The 16,265-nt window shown below is 40.9% G+C and carries 14 protein-coding genes and 1 pseudogene; 1 reads left to right on the top strand and 14 read right to left on the bottom strand.

Annotated elements, in window-relative coordinates:
* Positions 1-216 precede the first annotated feature (216 nt).
* Together G5A70_RS14940 and G5A70_RS14935 are read right to left on the bottom strand one after the other, a co-directional pair.
* On the bottom strand, positions 217-1,371 hold the full coding sequence (locus G5A70_RS14940; protein ID WP_173750256.1) for an IS91 family transposase: 1,155 nt from the start codon (positions 1,369-1,371) through the stop codon (positions 217-219).
* The gene (locus G5A70_RS14935; protein WP_173750255.1) at positions 1,364-2,230 is read right to left on the bottom strand and encodes a tyrosine-type recombinase/integrase; all 867 of its coding nucleotides are present in this window, start codon (positions 2,228-2,230) and stop codon (positions 1,364-1,366) included. Before G5A70_RS14935 ends, G5A70_RS14940 begins: the two co-directional genes overlap by 8 nt.
* A gap of 281 nt (positions 2,231-2,511) precedes the next feature.
* Between G5A70_RS14935 and G5A70_RS14930 the strand changes: the two genes are divergently transcribed.
* Complete coding sequence (locus G5A70_RS14930) at positions 2,512-4,239, top strand: IS1634 family transposase (protein ID WP_173750254.1); 1,728 nt, start codon at positions 2,512-2,514, stop codon at positions 4,237-4,239.
* A gap of 128 nt (positions 4,240-4,367) precedes the next feature.
* Here the strand turns inward: G5A70_RS14930 and G5A70_RS14925 are convergent, their stop codons facing one another.
* The 12 genes and pseudogenes from G5A70_RS14925 to G5A70_RS15635 all read right to left on the bottom strand — a co-directional run.
* Entirely contained in the window at positions 4,368-5,885 is a 1,518-nt protein-coding gene (locus tag G5A70_RS14925; RefSeq protein WP_173750253.1) for a glycoside hydrolase family 3 protein, read from the bottom strand.
* Positions 5,886-5,899: 14 nt separating this feature from the next.
* Complete coding sequence (locus tag G5A70_RS14920) at positions 5,900-7,042, bottom strand: exo-beta-N-acetylmuramidase NamZ domain-containing protein (RefSeq protein WP_147577735.1); 1,143 nt, start codon at positions 7,040-7,042, stop codon at positions 5,900-5,902.
* A gap of 18 nt (positions 7,043-7,060) precedes the next feature.
* Positions 7,061-7,756 carry a PIG-L deacetylase family protein gene (locus G5A70_RS14915; protein WP_147577736.1) on the bottom strand — a complete coding sequence of 232 codons (696 nt, stop codon included), beginning with the start codon at positions 7,754-7,756 and terminating at the stop codon, positions 7,061-7,063.
* Between the two features lie 25 nt (positions 7,757-7,781).
* A complete protein-coding gene (locus G5A70_RS14910) occupies positions 7,782-8,756 on the bottom strand; it encodes a GNAT family N-acetyltransferase (protein WP_147577737.1) in 975 nt (324 codons plus the stop codon).
* The gene (locus tag G5A70_RS14905; protein WP_173750252.1) at positions 8,749-10,074 is read right to left on the bottom strand and encodes a 6-phospho-beta-glucosidase; all 1,326 of its coding nucleotides are present in this window, start codon (positions 10,072-10,074) and stop codon (positions 8,749-8,751) included. Before G5A70_RS14905 ends, G5A70_RS14910 begins: the two co-directional genes overlap by 8 nt.
* Positions 10,071-10,919, bottom strand: coding sequence for an ROK family protein (locus G5A70_RS14900; RefSeq protein WP_173750251.1), 849 nt, complete (start codon positions 10,917-10,919; stop codon positions 10,071-10,073). The genes G5A70_RS14905 and G5A70_RS14900 overlap by 4 nt, the downstream gene beginning before the upstream one ends.
* A complete protein-coding gene (locus G5A70_RS14895; RefSeq protein WP_147577740.1) occupies positions 10,916-11,845 on the bottom strand; it encodes a BadF/BadG/BcrA/BcrD ATPase family protein in 930 nt (309 codons plus the stop codon). Before G5A70_RS14895 ends, G5A70_RS14900 begins: the two co-directional genes overlap by 4 nt.
* A 13-nt stretch (positions 11,846-11,858) precedes the next feature.
* Complete coding sequence (locus tag G5A70_RS14890) at positions 11,859-12,722, bottom strand: carbohydrate ABC transporter permease (RefSeq protein ID WP_147577741.1); 864 nt, start codon at positions 12,720-12,722, stop codon at positions 11,859-11,861.
* Positions 12,723-12,771: 49 nt separating this feature from the next.
* A complete protein-coding gene (locus tag G5A70_RS14885) occupies positions 12,772-13,650 on the bottom strand; it encodes a carbohydrate ABC transporter permease (RefSeq protein WP_173750250.1) in 879 nt (292 codons plus the stop codon).
* Positions 13,651-13,709: 59 nt separating this feature from the next.
* The gene (locus tag G5A70_RS14880) at positions 13,710-15,140 is read right to left on the bottom strand and encodes an ABC transporter substrate-binding protein (protein WP_147577743.1); all 1,431 of its coding nucleotides are present in this window, start codon (positions 15,138-15,140) and stop codon (positions 13,710-13,712) included.
* A gap of 11 nt (positions 15,141-15,151) precedes the next feature.
* Entirely contained in the window at positions 15,152-16,069 is a 918-nt protein-coding gene (murQ, locus tag G5A70_RS14875) for an N-acetylmuramic acid 6-phosphate etherase (RefSeq protein WP_173750249.1), read from the bottom strand.
* A pseudogene (locus G5A70_RS15635) lies at positions 16,029-16,265 on the bottom strand (hypothetical protein); the annotation flags it as partial. The pseudogene G5A70_RS15635 and the gene murQ, both read right to left, overlap by 41 nt.

Raw genomic sequence — 16,265 nt, 5'->3', positions numbered from 1 at the left:
TAATAATCAGCAAGGATGATTATAGGTTCTGTGGATAAAACTGCGGAAACTCAAGGTATATGGGGATTGTATTGTTCCCAGATGACCAAAATCGTCGAGGCTGATAAGAAATCAACTGAAAATACGCGGATTTCTGTGGCAAAAAATATTGCAGGGCATGCTTTGAAAGCCTCCCGTTGGCAGGCTTTTTTAAAACAGTATAGGAAGTAACGTTGATCAGGATGGTGCATAGCACCTTCCAAGCTGTCTCATGGAACTATGACCACATTCTGGGCAGATAGAAATATCAAAGTCCCACACAGCCTTTAAAAGTTCAGCCATGTTCATATTCAGAAACTGTCTTTTAAAACGCTGATGTCCTTGCAAAGTAAAAATAAGTTTCAGATTTTTTCTCTTCATCCGATTATTCAGAAAACCATAATAACGAACCTTCTGAAAGCCGGCTGGAAGCACATGCATTAGGTATCTTCGAATGAATTCTGTGTGTTTCAGAGTAATCTGGCGTTTCGGCTCGCCAGGCTTTTTTCCTCTGGCAGAGAATGTAACTTCATTTTCTGTAACAGAAAGAATACAGCTATTGGAAATGGCAATCTTATGGGTGTATCTTCCGAGATATTCGATCGCATTTCCAAAACCATTGAATGTTTCTTTTATGTAAGGGCACCACTCCTTTTTATAAAGTTTATCTTTCCAGTCCTTCCATTCATAGGAATTCTGTAATCTTTCACAGGAGGAAGAAAAATTCAGCTTATTGTTCTTATAGAGAGTATTGAGCAGGGAAAGGTATTTCCCTTTGAACTTATCCCGGAGAACATGTACAGGGATAAAAAATTTACCGGCAGACCTTCGGATCTTATGAGCTTTGGTCAACCCACCGCCCGAAATGATACAGTGCATGTGCACATGATAATCCAGTTCCTGGTTCCATGTATGGAGTACCTGGATGATACCGGGTGTTGCACCGAGATACGTCTTATCGGAAGATAATTCAAGAAGTGTTTCGGCACAGCATCTGTGAAGAAGACCGTACAGAAGCTTTTGGTTACAATAAATAAGCGGATTTAATTCATGGGGTAATGTAAAAACCACGTGAAAATATGGAGCATCTATTACTTCCTCCCTGCGTTTGTCTACCCAGACTTCTTTTAGCACAGCCTGACAGTTTGGGCAGTTCCGATTACGGCAGGAATTATTGTGTATTTCCACATGTCCGCAGTCCGTGCACTGACTGAAATTAATACCGAGCCTGCCGGATTTGCAGTTTAAGATGGCATGGGCAGCCTTCTGCTGGACCTCCGATTGAAACTGTTTCCTGGTACAATTCCTCTCATAGGAAGCTTCAAATATCTGTTGAATTTTATATTCATGCATGAGATTCACCTGCCATTCGATCCAGAGGACTGATTGTTTGTTGTATGGTACGACTGGAAAGATGTACATAGAGCGTGGTGGACAGCAGAGATTTGTGTCCCATCAGAGCTTTTATGGTAAGCAGATCCGTTCCGTTTTCATATAAGTGTGTCCCGAAAGCATGGCGGAAGGAATGACAGGTAAGTCTGCGTTCCCATCCCAACCGTTCCTCATGGGCGTGGATATGCCTTGAAAGGAAGAAGGTGTCGATTGGACGATCCTCTCCATTTTGTTTTGGAAACAGGAACCCTTTTGGCCTGCCGTATGCAAACCAATACCGGGTAAGAAAATCAAGGGCAGTTTTGGAGAGAATGGCATAACGGTCCTGCCTGCTTTTCGAGTGTGTGATATGAAGCCTCATATTTTTACGGTCAACATCTTCATACCGCAGACGACACACTTCACTGACACGAAGTCCGGAAGAATACATAAGAGCAACCATCGTCTTCTGTTTTAAATCAGGCATAGAGGAAATAAACTGCCATGTCTTTTCTCTGGAAGGAACATAAGGAAGGTATTCATCAAACTTACGCATGTGAAGTTGTGTGTCATCCCAAGGATTATGTAACACATACAGGGGAAAGAAACGAAGCTGTGAAATCGCATGGTTGATGGTGCGGTCGGAAAGCCCTCTGGATTTTTGGAGCCATCGAATATAATCGCGCAATTCATCCCAGGAAACGTCTTCCGGCTGTTTCTGTAAGATGTTGGAAAGATAGTCGAGATACGCACGGATGTAAGTGCTGTAAGATTTCAGAGTATGGTCCGTAAGACCGCGAAGGGAGATCATCTCCCGATAAGTATTCAAATATTTGTCCATAATGGAACCTCCTAAAATAAATAGAAATCAAAGTGAAAGAAACCATTATTTTAGGCGGCGGACGATAAAAATTTTCAGATATGTAGTTGTTAAGTTTAAAAATCCATGATAACATAAGCATAGCAGTTTTTTTAGTTATGAGGTTGTTTGGTGTGGTAACTTAACAATACATCATAAACTTAAAAACTGCTACTTTTTTTGAAAAAAGTGGTGGGATTACGTACTGAGAGCTAGCCGTCGCGCCAGCGACTTGGTACAATAAGAGATAGGAGGGATGACAGATGAATCTTCACATAACAAAATCAAAAAATGCAGAGTCCTTTTATGTCTGTAAATCTTATACAAAAGCAAATGGCAGCACTACTTCAGCTATCGTCCGCAAGCTGGGAACCTTAGAACAACTTTTGCCTGAACATGGTCCTACAAGAGATGATGTCGTTGCATGGGCGAAAAATGAAGTGAAAATAGAAACCGAAAAATATAAAAAGGAAAAAGAAGTACAGACCGTATTGATACCATTCCATGCGGATAGACAATTAGATTATGACAAGCAGGTCTTCTTCCGTGGTGGCTATCTGTTTCTCCAATCCATTTATTATCAACTACAAATGAATAAAATCTGCCGGAAATTGAAACAGAAATATAAATTCAAGTATGATATCAATGCGATCCTCTCGGATTTGATTTATGCAAGAATCTTAGAACCTTGCAGCAAACGTTCTTCTTACAAAGTTGCATCTGAATTCTTAGAAAAACCATCCTACGAACTTCATGATGTCTACCGGGCATTGGATGTACTTGGTGCGGAATGTGATCTTATTCAAACGGAAGTTTATAAAAACTCCCACTTCCTTGGAAAAAGAAATGATATGATCCTTTATTATGACTGCTCGAATTATTACTTTGAAATCGAACAAGAAGATGGAAAGAAAAAATACGGTAAAAGTAAAGAACACAGACCAAACCCAATCATCCAAATGGGATTGTTTATGGATGGAGATGGAATTCCTCTTGCTTTTTCTCTTTTTCCGGGAAATGCAAACGAGCAGACCTCTCTCAAACCGTTAGAAAAGAAAGTCCTTGGAGATTTTGGCTGTCAGAAATTTATTTATTGCAGCGATGCCGGGCTTGGCTCTGAATCAATCCGGGAATACAATCACATGGGGGAACGGGCTTATATCGTAACCCAGTCTATCAAAAAGCTGAAGAAAGAAGAAAAAGAATGGGCATTAAATTTACAGGGGTTTAAAAGAGTATCAGATGGAACCCCTGTTGATATCACAAAACTACCCGAAGATGATAAAGGACTTTATTATAAAGACGAACCCTACACCACAAAGAAGCTGCATCAACGCCTGATCATTACCTATTCTCCTAAATATGCCCTTTATCAAAAATCTATTCGAGACAAACAGATCGAACGGGCACAAAAGATGCTGGATTCAGGGAGCACAAAAAAGAGCCGAAAAAATCCAAATGACCCAGCACGTTTCATCGGAACGATCGCTGTAACAGAAGAAGGCGAAGCTGCTGATGTAAAGCAGTATCTAGATGAAATTAAGATTTCTGAAGAAACCCAGTATGATGGATTTTACGCAGTATGCACAGATCTTTTAGATGACGAAGTTGGTGATATTTTGAAAGTAAGTGAAGGAAGATGGCAGATAGAAGAATGTTTCCGGATTATGAAAACGGATTTTTCTGCAAGACCTGTCTATTTACAGGATGAAAACCGGATCAAAGCACATTTTCTAATCTGTTTTCTTGCATTGACCATATACCGCTTCCTTGAGAAAAAACTGGATGCTAAATATACATGTGAAGAATTATTAGATATTCTAAAAGAAATGAATTTCGCCGAAATACAGGAACAGGGATTCATTCCTTTATACAAACGAGAAAGAATTACGGATGATCTTCATGACGTGTGTGGTTTCCGAACAGATTATCAGTTCATAACAAAAAGTAAAATGAGAAATATTCAGAAAAAAAGTAAAGGGAAAGAATAAAATACTATAGTCCGCAACAACAGCAAAAATCGCTGTAGCCCAGTAACCATAAGGGATACAGCGATTTTTGCTTTTCCTAACTGTCAAAGACGGGATTATAAACGAAAGGAGAGCGTTTTTCAATCTTTTTACTTTTTAAAATATTTTTTTACGCCTTCAACTGCCCGTCTGGAATATTCATACAATGCCATTTGAAAACTAATTTGTTTCCCATATTCTAAATCATAAGGACTGTTTAAGGCAATCTGTGCCACGTGACTATTATATCCAGGAATTTCAGCAAGAAGTTCTTGCTGCCATGGATCTAGGTTTGCATTACAGGTTGCAAGAACTACCGCTGTAGCGTTTTCTGCTTTCTGGCACAATTCTCTGATTCTGCTTTTCCCATCTCTACTGTCAAACAGTTCTGCCATTCCTCCAAAGGTTTCCTGCATCTCCTTAGAAAAACTCCAGCCTTCAAAGACCACCTCTGATACCCTGCTAAAGCCTGTTGGAACAGAAGAAATAAAGAGCGGAATTTCTCCCAGAGCAAATTTTCCTGTATTTTGCTTCTCCAGTGCTTCCTCCAAAAACTCCTGCATAAACTGCTTTTGTGGTTCAGTGCCTGCTTTTTCTATCTCTACGGTTGTTGATCCAAGCGCTTCTTTTATTTCTAAAATATGCTGTACCGCTTTATCCACAGTTTCGATTTGAACAGAACCGTCAAGCACTGCTTTTTCCACTGCGTTCATCGCCTCTTTTGCAATAGATGCCGTATGAGAAATGAACAGTAATTCTACTCCTGCCTTCACTGCCTCTACACATCCAGTTGCTGTACCAAAGAATTCTTTAATTGCATCCATTTCCATACAGTCTGAAATAATCAAACCTTTATAACACATTTTTTCCCGTAAATATCCTGTAACCGCCTCGTAGGACATAGTACATGGAACGTTTTCTCCTGTCATGGCCGGAACCAGCATATGTGAAATCGTAATTGCCGGAATGCCAGCCTGGATTAAATCCTCAAATGGTTTCAATTCTTCTTTTTCCAGTTCTTCCATACTCTTTTTCAACAGCGGCAATGCAAGATGCGAATCTGTATCTGTATCCCCATGTCCCGGAAAATGCTTTCCTGAACAAAGAATACCAGCCTTTGTATATCCTCTGACTGCACACTTTGCACATTCTGTCACAGTATCAGCATTTTCTCCAAAACTACGAATACCAATAACCGGATTCTTTCGATTTGTATTAATGTCCAAAACCGGAGCCAGATTAAAATTAATTCCAAGAGCTTTTAATTCTTCCCCGACAATCCGGGAACCTTTTTCAAGCCGCTCCTTACAATGTGCCTGAGCCATGGCTGAAGGAAGCATTGCCAGATCTTTTGGCAGACGGGAAACTACACCGCCTTCTTCATCAATGGTAATAAATGGAATATGTCCCGTTTCTCTTTCAATCAACTGAATCAGATAGCTGTTTAATTTCCCAAGTTCCTCTCTGGAACCCACATTGTGAGAAAATAAAATCACATTTCCAACTTTATATTCTTTTACCATCTGGACAAATTCCTCAGAGGGCCACCTGGATGGAAAACCAACAGTAAATAGCTGTCCTATTTTTTCTCTGAGTGTCATCTGCTCTAGTTGTTTCTCTATGCTCACGCTTGTTTCTCCTTTTAATCATAAAGATGATAAGCAGTTTTTCTTTTCTGAAATTCCTGACTATCTTTTTCATAAGTTCCCAACAATTCCAGTATATTTTCTGCAGATCCCATAATTTTGCTGCTTCCAAAAAGAAGTTCCACGCTTCTTCTGCCTCCTTCTCTAAATGGAGGTAAAAATGAAAAATCTTTTGGATAACATTCTTGAAATGCTTTTAGTAAAATCACTCCCGTTGCTGCTGCCTCATAACTCCTGTAATTCGTTACATGAACCTGTATCCCCTCACACGCTTCCTGAGCATGCTTAGACGCAGAGGGAGTAAAATACACAGGTCTGAACAAAACCCCTGGAAGATTTTTACTGTTCATGTGCTGGCTGAACCGATATGCGTCCACATAAGGAGCACCTATGATTTCAAAAGGCGCAGTAGTGCCTCTTCCCTCTGAAAGATTCGTTCCTTCAAACAGGCAGGTTCCCGTATAAACAAGTGCTGTTTCAAATCTTGGTATCCCCATACTTGGCATAACCCAGATATTTCCAGTTTCCGGAAACAGCATGTCATGATTCCACCCTTCTACCTTTACTACAGAAATTGGGAAATGATAGTCCTGCTCCTGGTAAATCATTCCTGCCAGTTCCCCTACAGTCAATCCGTAGCGCATACAAACAGGGTATGCTCCTATAAAACTTTCATAACCATTTTGAAGAACATTTCCTTCTACTTTTCCGCCCAGGGGATTAAATCGGTCCAGAATAATCAGCTCTTTTCCAGACTCTTCACAAGACTGCATGGCATAATACATGGTCCAGATAAAAGTATAATACCGCACGCCAATATCCTGAATATCATATACAATACTGTCCACTTGCTCCAACATTTCTTTTGTCAGTCTTTTGGAATCTGTTCTGTACAAACTGTACACCGGAATCCCCGTATAAGCATCCACTGCATCTGCTACAACTCCTCCGGCATCCACATTCCCTCTTACACCATGCTCCGGTGAAAAAAGAGCCCGAACCTCATACCTTTCTGCCAAAATATCAATGGAGGATTTCAGCTTCCGATTTACACCGGAAACCGAAGTAATCAGTCCCAGACGTTTTCCCTGAAACAAAGCATCATATTTTTCAATACAGTCTATTCCATTTCGTACCATCTTGCAGTTCCCTTTCTCTTACAAATCCTCTATCACCAATTTCATTTCTTCCGGATTCACCATAAATGCCTCAGCATAATCACACCTGGCAAGACATCCATTGCAGCGCATGAGATGCTCATAATACTCCATATAGTGAAAATCTTTGCTATGCACAGCAAACCAATGCTCCTGAATTGCCTTTTTCCAAAGTTCAAATCCCTCTTCGGATACTTTCATATACACATACGGTTTAAATTCTGTAGCATCTTCCCAATTCTGAGCATAATAAGGTCCTTTTGCAAAATGTGCCGCTTCTTCTCGCTCAATCCCTTTAAGTCCCGCAAAAAACTGAGCATCCTTTACAATACGGTGTGTTAATTCATGGTCTTTATGCATACTGTATTTCCAATGTGTCAATAATGCACATGGACGGTATTTCCGAATCAAATCACATACCTGAAACCTTACCTCTTCGTTATCAGGCAGTTCTCCGTCCACATAGGGAAGTACAACCGCTTCCCCTCCCAAATGTTTCACAAACGCATCTGCCTCTTTTAATTTCTGTTCCCGATACTGTTCCACGCTTAAATGCGGTGGGTTCCCTCTTTCTCCACCTGTTAATGCCACAGTAATCACTTTATATCCTTTCAGCGCCATTGTAGCAAGAATACCGCCACAGGTAAGCTCTGCATCACCAATATGTCCCCCAATGGCCATAATTGTTTTTTCCATTTCCGAAATACCCTCCTGATTTTCATTATTTTCTCATATCTGCCCAGCTTTTTACAATTTGAAATCCTGCTGCTTCGTAAATCTTTCTGGCTGGGTTCTGTTCTCCTGTAAATAAAGTCATAAAAGAAGCGCCCTCATTTTTTAATCCGGTACAAAGCTCACAAAACAAAACTTTTGCAACACCTTTTCCCCTGACACTTTCATCCACTGCAATTCCGGCAAAATAACCTCTTCCGCTCTGCTCAACATCCAAAGGACCTGTAAAGCCACAGACTCTTCCTTCTTTTACAGGCACAAGAATGTTTCTTCCACCTTCTTCTTTTCCTGGTTCTGAAAGAATTTCTCTTTCCCAAAGCGGGTTTTGAAAAGATGTCAGCATCTCTTTCATTCCAACCTGCTTTTTATTGTTATAAGAATCAAAAATAATTCCTTCTGTTTCCAATTCCTGTTTTTTCTTTGCAATTATTTCAGAACTTTCATAGTCTTTCAGGGAAAGATAATAACTGTTTTGCACTGCAAACACATGATATCCCGCTTTTTCAAAAAAGGTACTGGTTCCTGAAGCCATATCTACCCCCGGCATATTCGGATGATTTGCCTGTTTCCCTGGTATTTTCCAGGAAAATGTGCAGGGATTAAAAAAGGAAATTTCACATTTACTGTTCCAGACTTCTCCTCCTGTTTCCTGTTCTTTTAAAAGCCTTTCTTCCAGCGCATTTAACAAAGCTGTTCCTATTCCTTTTTTTCTTTCTTCTTCTTTTACCATCACCAGTGTGATAAAATTCTTTTTCTGAGCAAAATCTGTACATCCAAAAGCAAATCCTTCCCCTCCCGGAGAAGCCAGACCAATACACGACAGTTTTTCTTGATTCAAAAACACTTTTTCTGTAAAAGCTTCTTCTGTAAGACTTTCCTGTAAAAGCTCTCCCTTTGCAATAGAGGTTTCAAACAACTCCCACGCCTGCTTTAGAAGGGAAGATTTTCTCGTCAATTCAATCATGTTCTTTCTCCTCTTTTGGGAAAAACTGCGGAAGATACTCTTTATGTGCTTCCAGCAATTCTTCCAGAACAATCTCTGCTGTTTTCTGAGACATAACCAGAGGATTAATCATCAACGCCAGCAGTGCTTTTGACTTACTTCCTGTTACGGCTGCTTCACTGCCTGCAAGTTCAAAGGATTTAATCTGCTGAATCAGACCGTTTACAGCTTTTGGCAGTTTCCCAACGGTTACCGGAACAGGACCGTTTTTGGTGATTCTACAGCTTACTTCTACCGTTTCATCAACTTCAAAGTTTTCAATAGCCCCATTATTTTTTGTATTGACCACCTGAATATCTCCTCTGTCATTATAGATGGAATCAATCAGACTGCAGGCAGCATCACTGTAATAAGCGCCGCCTCTCTCTTCTAAAAGTTTGGGTTTCTCACACAAGGTTTCGTCCTGATAAAGTGCAAAGAGTTTATCCTCCACCGCTTTTACAAATTCTGCCCGAACCTCATGTTTTTCAAATTTTTCCAGCTCCTCTTCTAAATATTCTTTGGTCATATAATAATAACGGTGATAAGAACACGGGAGTACCCCCAGTTCTTTGATAAATTCTGGGTTCCATACAACCCCTTTAATATTTTTCACACTCTGGTCTCCCCAAAGTTTTAAAACTTCTTTTGTAACATCTTTACCATCTACCACAACCTTGGTTGCAAATACCATATGATTCAGTCCGCCAAATGTTACGTCTACCTCATCCAAAGGACGATTTAGAAGTTCGGCAATTGCTTTATGCATACCGATTGGCACATTGCAAAGACCAATAATTTTATCAAACTCCCCATAGCGGTTAATCCCTTCCATGACCATCCCCACCGGATTGGTAAAGTTGATAAGCCATGCCTTGGGACATAATTCTTTCATATCCCTGCAAATATCCATGATTACCGGAATGGTACGCATTCCTTTAAACAATCCACCTGCACCATTGGTTTCCTGTCCCAGAATCCCGTGAGAAAGTGGAATTCTTTCATCTTTAATACGGGCCTGCAACTGGCCTACTCTTAGCTGTGTAGTTACAAAATCTGCATCTTTCAGAGCCTCTCTGCGATTCAAAGTTGTATGAATCTCCATCGGAACCCCTGCCTTTGCTACCATTCTTCTGGCAAGCCCTGCTACAATTTCCATTTTTTCTTTTCCTTGTGGAACATCAACCAGCCAAAGTTCTCTGACCGGAAGACTTTCATAACGTTTTAAAAATCCATCTACCAGTTCCGGTGTATAACTGGAACCGCCTCCAATGGTTACTATCTTCACTCCACGTCTCATATCATTTCCTCCTTATGCAATGCTAACGCTCCGATTCTTCCTGCCTGATTTCCTGTTTCGCACCCTTTAATCTCTGTATATTCCAAAAGATGCGGATAAAGTTCATATACCTTTGCTTTCAAATCTCTGATAAAACGTGGCTCCTGGCAGATTCCCCCGCCAATCAGCACTACCTGTGGATCTAAAAGCATCGCCATATTTCCCACAACTGCCGAAAGTTTTTCCAGCCAATCCTGGTAAACTGCCGCAATCTCTGGTTCCAAAAGATGTTCAAACACATAAGGACCATCCACGGTTTTACCTGCAACCTTTGATACACGCTTTACCAGTACAGAAGTTGCCCCTGCATATTCACTGTTTTCCCCTCCAAGCCGCATAAGCCCAGCTTCACCTGCCTTAAAGTGGCTTCCTCTCCACAGATGTCCATCTATAACAATAGCGCCTCCGATTCCGGTTCCAATCGTCAATAAACAAATATCTTTATAATCTCTACCTGCTCCTACCACCATTTCTCCCAGAGCAGCGCAGTTACTGTCATTTTCAATGGTTACTGCAAGTCCGCTTATACGCTCTAATTCTTCTTTCAAATTATAAGCTCTGAAATGTTCTCCTACACTAAAATCTGTATTTTCTCCTGTTTGCGGATTAATAAATCCTGCAATACACACAGCAATACCATCCACCTTCTCTTTATGTTCTACCGCAAGAGTGGTAAGCTGAGTCAAAAATAATTCCGGTTCTTTTTTTGTTGGAATACTACCTTCTTCTAAAACCCGGTAATTCTCTTCCATAATACTGTATTTAATAAAGGTTCCACCAATATCAATCGTCAGATACTTTTTCATATTCTTTCCTGCCTTTCCGTCCTGTCTAATAAACGCAGCGCTCCTGTTGCAGCGCTATGCTGCGCTGTACGGATACTCCACTGTGGATGTTCCATATTTAATTTTTCTATCAAAGAAGACTGTATCCTCTGGTTATTCTTCAATACACTGCCTGCCAGTACCAGTTCTTTTTCAGCAGGCATTTTTTTATGTACAGCCTGAACCATCTCATACAATGCATCTGCTGTCCGCTCCTGTATATTAAGCGCTACTGCATCCTTCTGTTCCCCTGCTTTTCCAATCAAAGCTGCCAGAGATGCAATTTCTTTTTTGCTTCTTTCCGGTGCATAAATATAGTGAATTAACTCCGTAAGCTCCTTGATGCCAAGTTGTTCAAACACCAACTCTGTTAAAATGGTCTGCTCTCCTCTTCCATCCCATGCCCGAACCACAGACGAAAGGATATCCACTGCAATAGCATATCCACTGCCTCTATCATCTATAAGATGCCCCCAGCCCCCGGTTCTTACCTGATTCCCTTGCCGGTCTATTCCATAACAGATAGAACCTGTTCCAGAAATCAAAATCACTCCATGACAGGATTCCAATTCTGCTGCCAATGCAGTTTCATGATCACCGTATACCAAAACAGGACAGGAAAATCCCATTTCTTCCATTTGCACTGTCAAAAATTCCTTTGTATCCGGGTTACTGACACCAGCCGCCCCCATTGCTATGCCTGTACAGTCCTCTTCTGAGAGCTGTCTCTTATGAAGTTCTTCTTGTAACTGCCGCAGAGTCTGTCGCGTCTTTTCTTTTGTCTGTCCATTGAGATTCAAGGGACCAAGTACAAACAATTCTTCTTTTTCACAAGATGGGCATCTGACACACACCTGTGTGCCAGTGCCCCCTCCGTCTAATCCTATTTGATATTTGTTTCGCTCCATATTCTTCAAATCCTCAACCTTTGACCGCACCTACTGTAACACCTTCCAGGAAATATCTCTGCAAAGAGAAGAACAAGATGAACATAGGTAATGCCGAAATCGTAGCTCCCGCCATCATGGGTGCAAAGTAAGTGGTATTTGCAAAACTGAAGTTCTTCAGCCCAACCTGAATGGTCTGCATTTGCTCTGAATTGCACACTAAAAATGGCCAGAAAAAGGTATTCCATTCTCCCAGGAAAGTCATGATTGCCATAACAGCCAAAATTGTTTTTGACAAAGGCATAATGATTTTCCATACAATCTGAGGCTGGCTGCATCCTTCTATTTTTGCAGACTCAATGATAGAAGTCGGCAGTGAGGTAAAGAACTGTTTTGCCAGAAAAACGTTATAACAAGTTACTAAGGTAGGAGCAATCAGAGCCGGATAGGTATCTTGCATCTGTAATACATTCACTACCAAAATGTATAACGGCACCTGTGTAACCTGATATGGAACCATCATTGCTACAAGCAGCAGGAAGAAAAAGAATCTGCATCCCGGGAAACGCAGTTTTGCAAAAGCATATCCAGCCAGACTGGCAAAAAATACATTGCTTACTGTTACCACCGCTGCTACAATGAAAGAATTTAAAATCCAGCGAAAGGAATACTCACTGTACTCAAAAAAGAATTTATAAGAATCCAGAGAAAAACTTTTTGGAATCAGAGAATAACTTGCTCCCCCCGCTTCTGTTGGCGCCCCAAATGAGGAAATCACCATATAATAAATCGGAAACAGAGTAATCACCGCTACAATAATTAATATCATTGCGATTAACCCATTTCTTGTATATTGTTTATACTTTTGTTTGCCATAATAATTTCTGAATAATCCCATTTTATCCTCCATTGTGAATTCATCTTCCAAGACAATTCACAGACGTGTTCTAATATTCTACGTCTGCTGAATTTAACCGGAACTGGAATATGGAAAATACCGCAATGATAGCCGCCAGCAACAGCGCCTGAGCACATGCTTCACCATACTCAAAGTATTTGAATGCACGGTTGAAAATCAGCAATCCTGCCATTGTAGTCGCATTGTCTGGTCCTCCACCGGTCATCAGATATGCGTTTTGGAATGATTGGAGTCCATTAATAACACCTGTAATAGCAAGAAAAACAGTAGTAGGTTTTACCAGCGGCCATACAATATAACGGACTTTCTGCCAAAACGTTGCGCCGTCAATATCTGCCGCCTCATAATAAGTAGAATCTACTCCCAAAAGTGCTGCTGTATAGATAATGACATTTTGACCAAGTCCCGCAAACACAGCCATAATAATCAGAGATGCCATAGCTGTGTTTCCACTTCCCAGCCAGTTCTGATTGGGAACGCCGAAAGCGCCAAGAACACTGTTCAAAAGACCGGTAGACATTGGGTCATAAATCCATTTCCACACAAAAGAAAGAGCCACCCCAGACGCAATTGCCGGCAGATAATACGCTGCTTTAAAAACGGTCTGAATCTTTTTACGATATGGCAGAATCATGATGGATATAGAAAAGGACAGCAACATGGATACCGGAACTGTAATAATTGCATACACAAAGGTATTCCACAGCGCTTTATAAAACAGGTCATTTTTTAATGTGTGAACATAGTTGTCCAACCCAACCCATTCCGAACCCATGGGTTTATATTCCTGAAAACTGGTAATTGCCGCTGAAACCACAGGATATAATGTAAAAATTGTAAATGTACACAACGGGACCAGAATAAAAACATATGCCCACATGGTATCTTTTTTTAATTTCTTCTTCATTGGACAGTTCCTTTCTTTCTATTACGGGGACACACAAATGGTGTCCCCGCCTCTTACCTTTATTCAGCTACGTATCCGTCTTCGCCAAATACTTCTTTCGCCGCATCTACAATTGCCTGATGCATTTCTTCCGGAGTAACTTCTCCTGCTAACAATCCCTGGAACTTCGGAACAATAACTTCATCTTCAATTTTGATAGCTTTTGCACCTAATTCTGCCGGAATGTCAGGTCTTGCAGGAACAATCTGCTTTGTCAGAGATTCCACTGTTTTTGTATTGTCTTCATTTTTATTTTCAATTGGAGGCAATGCTTCATAAGCGGTTCTTCCACTTTCACAGATTGGTTTCAAGTATAATTCCTGGCAGGTTTCTGCTGCTCTTTCTGCACTTGCAAGATAATAAGCAGCTTCTGCCACATTTTTCAAATGCTCTTCATCTGGCTTCTTTTCACCTGTCAGACAGATATAACCGTCTACTGCACCATATGCATTCTGTGTACCACCCTCAAAAACAGGTACCGGAAGTACGATGTAATCTACCGGGATACTGCCTTCCACTGCATCTGCATCTCCGTTTTTCAGCATTTCATTATTATTTGCTGCTGAACGTTCAAAAGAGGATAAACCTTTTCCGGTAATCATGGTCTGACCTGTCAGCATCATATTCCAACGTTTTCCTGCATCAATAGCGCCAAGTTCTTTTGGCATGGAGCCATCATCAATCATTGCCCTTAAATCTTCCAGGAAGTCTACCATTTTGGGGTCTGTGTATGTATACTTTAAATCCTCATTAAAAGGAGATGGGAACCCTGCATTTTTCACAAAAATACTGAAATAGTCTTTTGCTGTTACACCGGAACATGCGAACAGGAATCCATAGGTTTTCGTTGCTCCGTTCTCTTCTACCACACCTTTTTTAATTGCTTCACGGAACTCATCATATGTCCATCCGTTTTGCTGAACAGATTTCCAGTCAATCCCTGCTTTTTCCAAAAACTCACGGTTTCCACCAATACACTGCACTTCGCAATATGCAGGAAGCCCGTATAAGCCATCTCCGTTTTTAAAGTATCCCAGTACATTTTCATCGAAATCTTTCATCTGCTCTTCACTTAAATACTGACTGATGTCCACAGCCATTCCCATATCCAGATATTTGGTTACACCATCTGAACCAATAAAGGCAATATCTGGTGGAGAACCTGCATTTACCTGCACATCCAGCTTCTGTGTAGTATCTTCCCAGCTTGCTGTTGTAACTTCAATTTCAACATCCGGATGTTCTTCGTTAAATGCCTTTACGTATTCTGTTATCTTATCCTGATACGTTGCTGATACTGGAGGCAGAAGTGCGGTAACTACATCCTTCCCCTTTTTATCCGCTCCTTTTCCTTCCTCTGATTCCTTTCCATTTCCTCCGCCACATCCGGTCAGAGCTGACATACCCATTGCTGCTGTCAGTAACAGTGCCATCATTTTTTTCGCTTTCATAATAACCCTCCTTATTTTTCTGCTTCTTGTTTTCTTTGCGAAACAGCAGTTTTCACTTTTCCGCCTGCTTTTTCCAGGCATTCTCTTGCAGTTTTAATGTCGCACCCCAAAAGCATCTTTGTAATCGCCAGTTTTGCCTCTCCTCCGGCTTCCTGAAGAGCTGCTTTTGCTTCTTCTCTTTGACATCCAACTGCTTCCATTACAATATTTTCTGCTCTTGTCACCAGTTTTCTGTTGGTCTGGCGAACATCTACCATCAAATTCTCATATACCTTCCCGATTCCAATCATACTAACAGTAGAAATCATGTTTAAGACCATTTTCTCCGCTGTTCCTGCCTTTAATCTGGTAGAACCGGTCAAAATTTCCGGCCCGGTAATCAACTCAATCGCACAGTCTGCTTCCTGTGATACTTTCGCTTCTGGATTGCACGCAATAGAGACACTTTTACTTCCCACTTCTCTGGCATATCTCAATGCCCCGATAACATAGGGTGTTCTTCCACTTGCAGCCAGACCGATAACAATATCCTTGCTGCACAAATTGATGTTCTTCAAATCATCTCTTCCAAGCTCCTGATTGTCCTCCGCGCCTTCTTTAGCTTTTACAAAGGCTTCCGCGCCTCCGGCAATGAGACCAACTACCATATCATATGGTACGCCAAAGGTAGGCGGACATTCTACAGCATCCAACACTCCCAGACGCCCGCTGGTTCCTGCTCCGATATAAATAATCCTGCCTCCATGGCGTAAGCTTTCGGTTGCCCACAAAATAGCAGTTTCAATATCCGGCAATGCCCGATGAACGGCCTCAATTACATTATGATCTTCTCTGTTCATAATGCTGATGATTTCATAAGGTGTCATTTCGTCCAGCTTCATAGTTGCACTATTCCGCTTTTCGGTTGTCAGTTTCCTTAAATCCGGCATCGTTTCCCCGCTCCTTATCTTTGATATTTTTTGTTTTTGCAATGAATGTCTTCTTCAATGAATTCATACATGTATCATAATTTTTCTGTACATAGGCTACATACAACATATCAACAACTGCCAATTGCGATATTCTGGAACCTAGTATAAAGTAAATTAAATAACTGCTATATATTTTATGGATGATGTGTGGTAA

The organism is Blautia hansenii, from assembly GCF_013304445.1.
Classification (GTDB): domain Bacteria; phylum Bacillota; class Clostridia; order Lachnospirales; family Lachnospiraceae; genus Blautia.
This window is presented reverse-complemented; position numbering and strand designations above follow the sequence as displayed.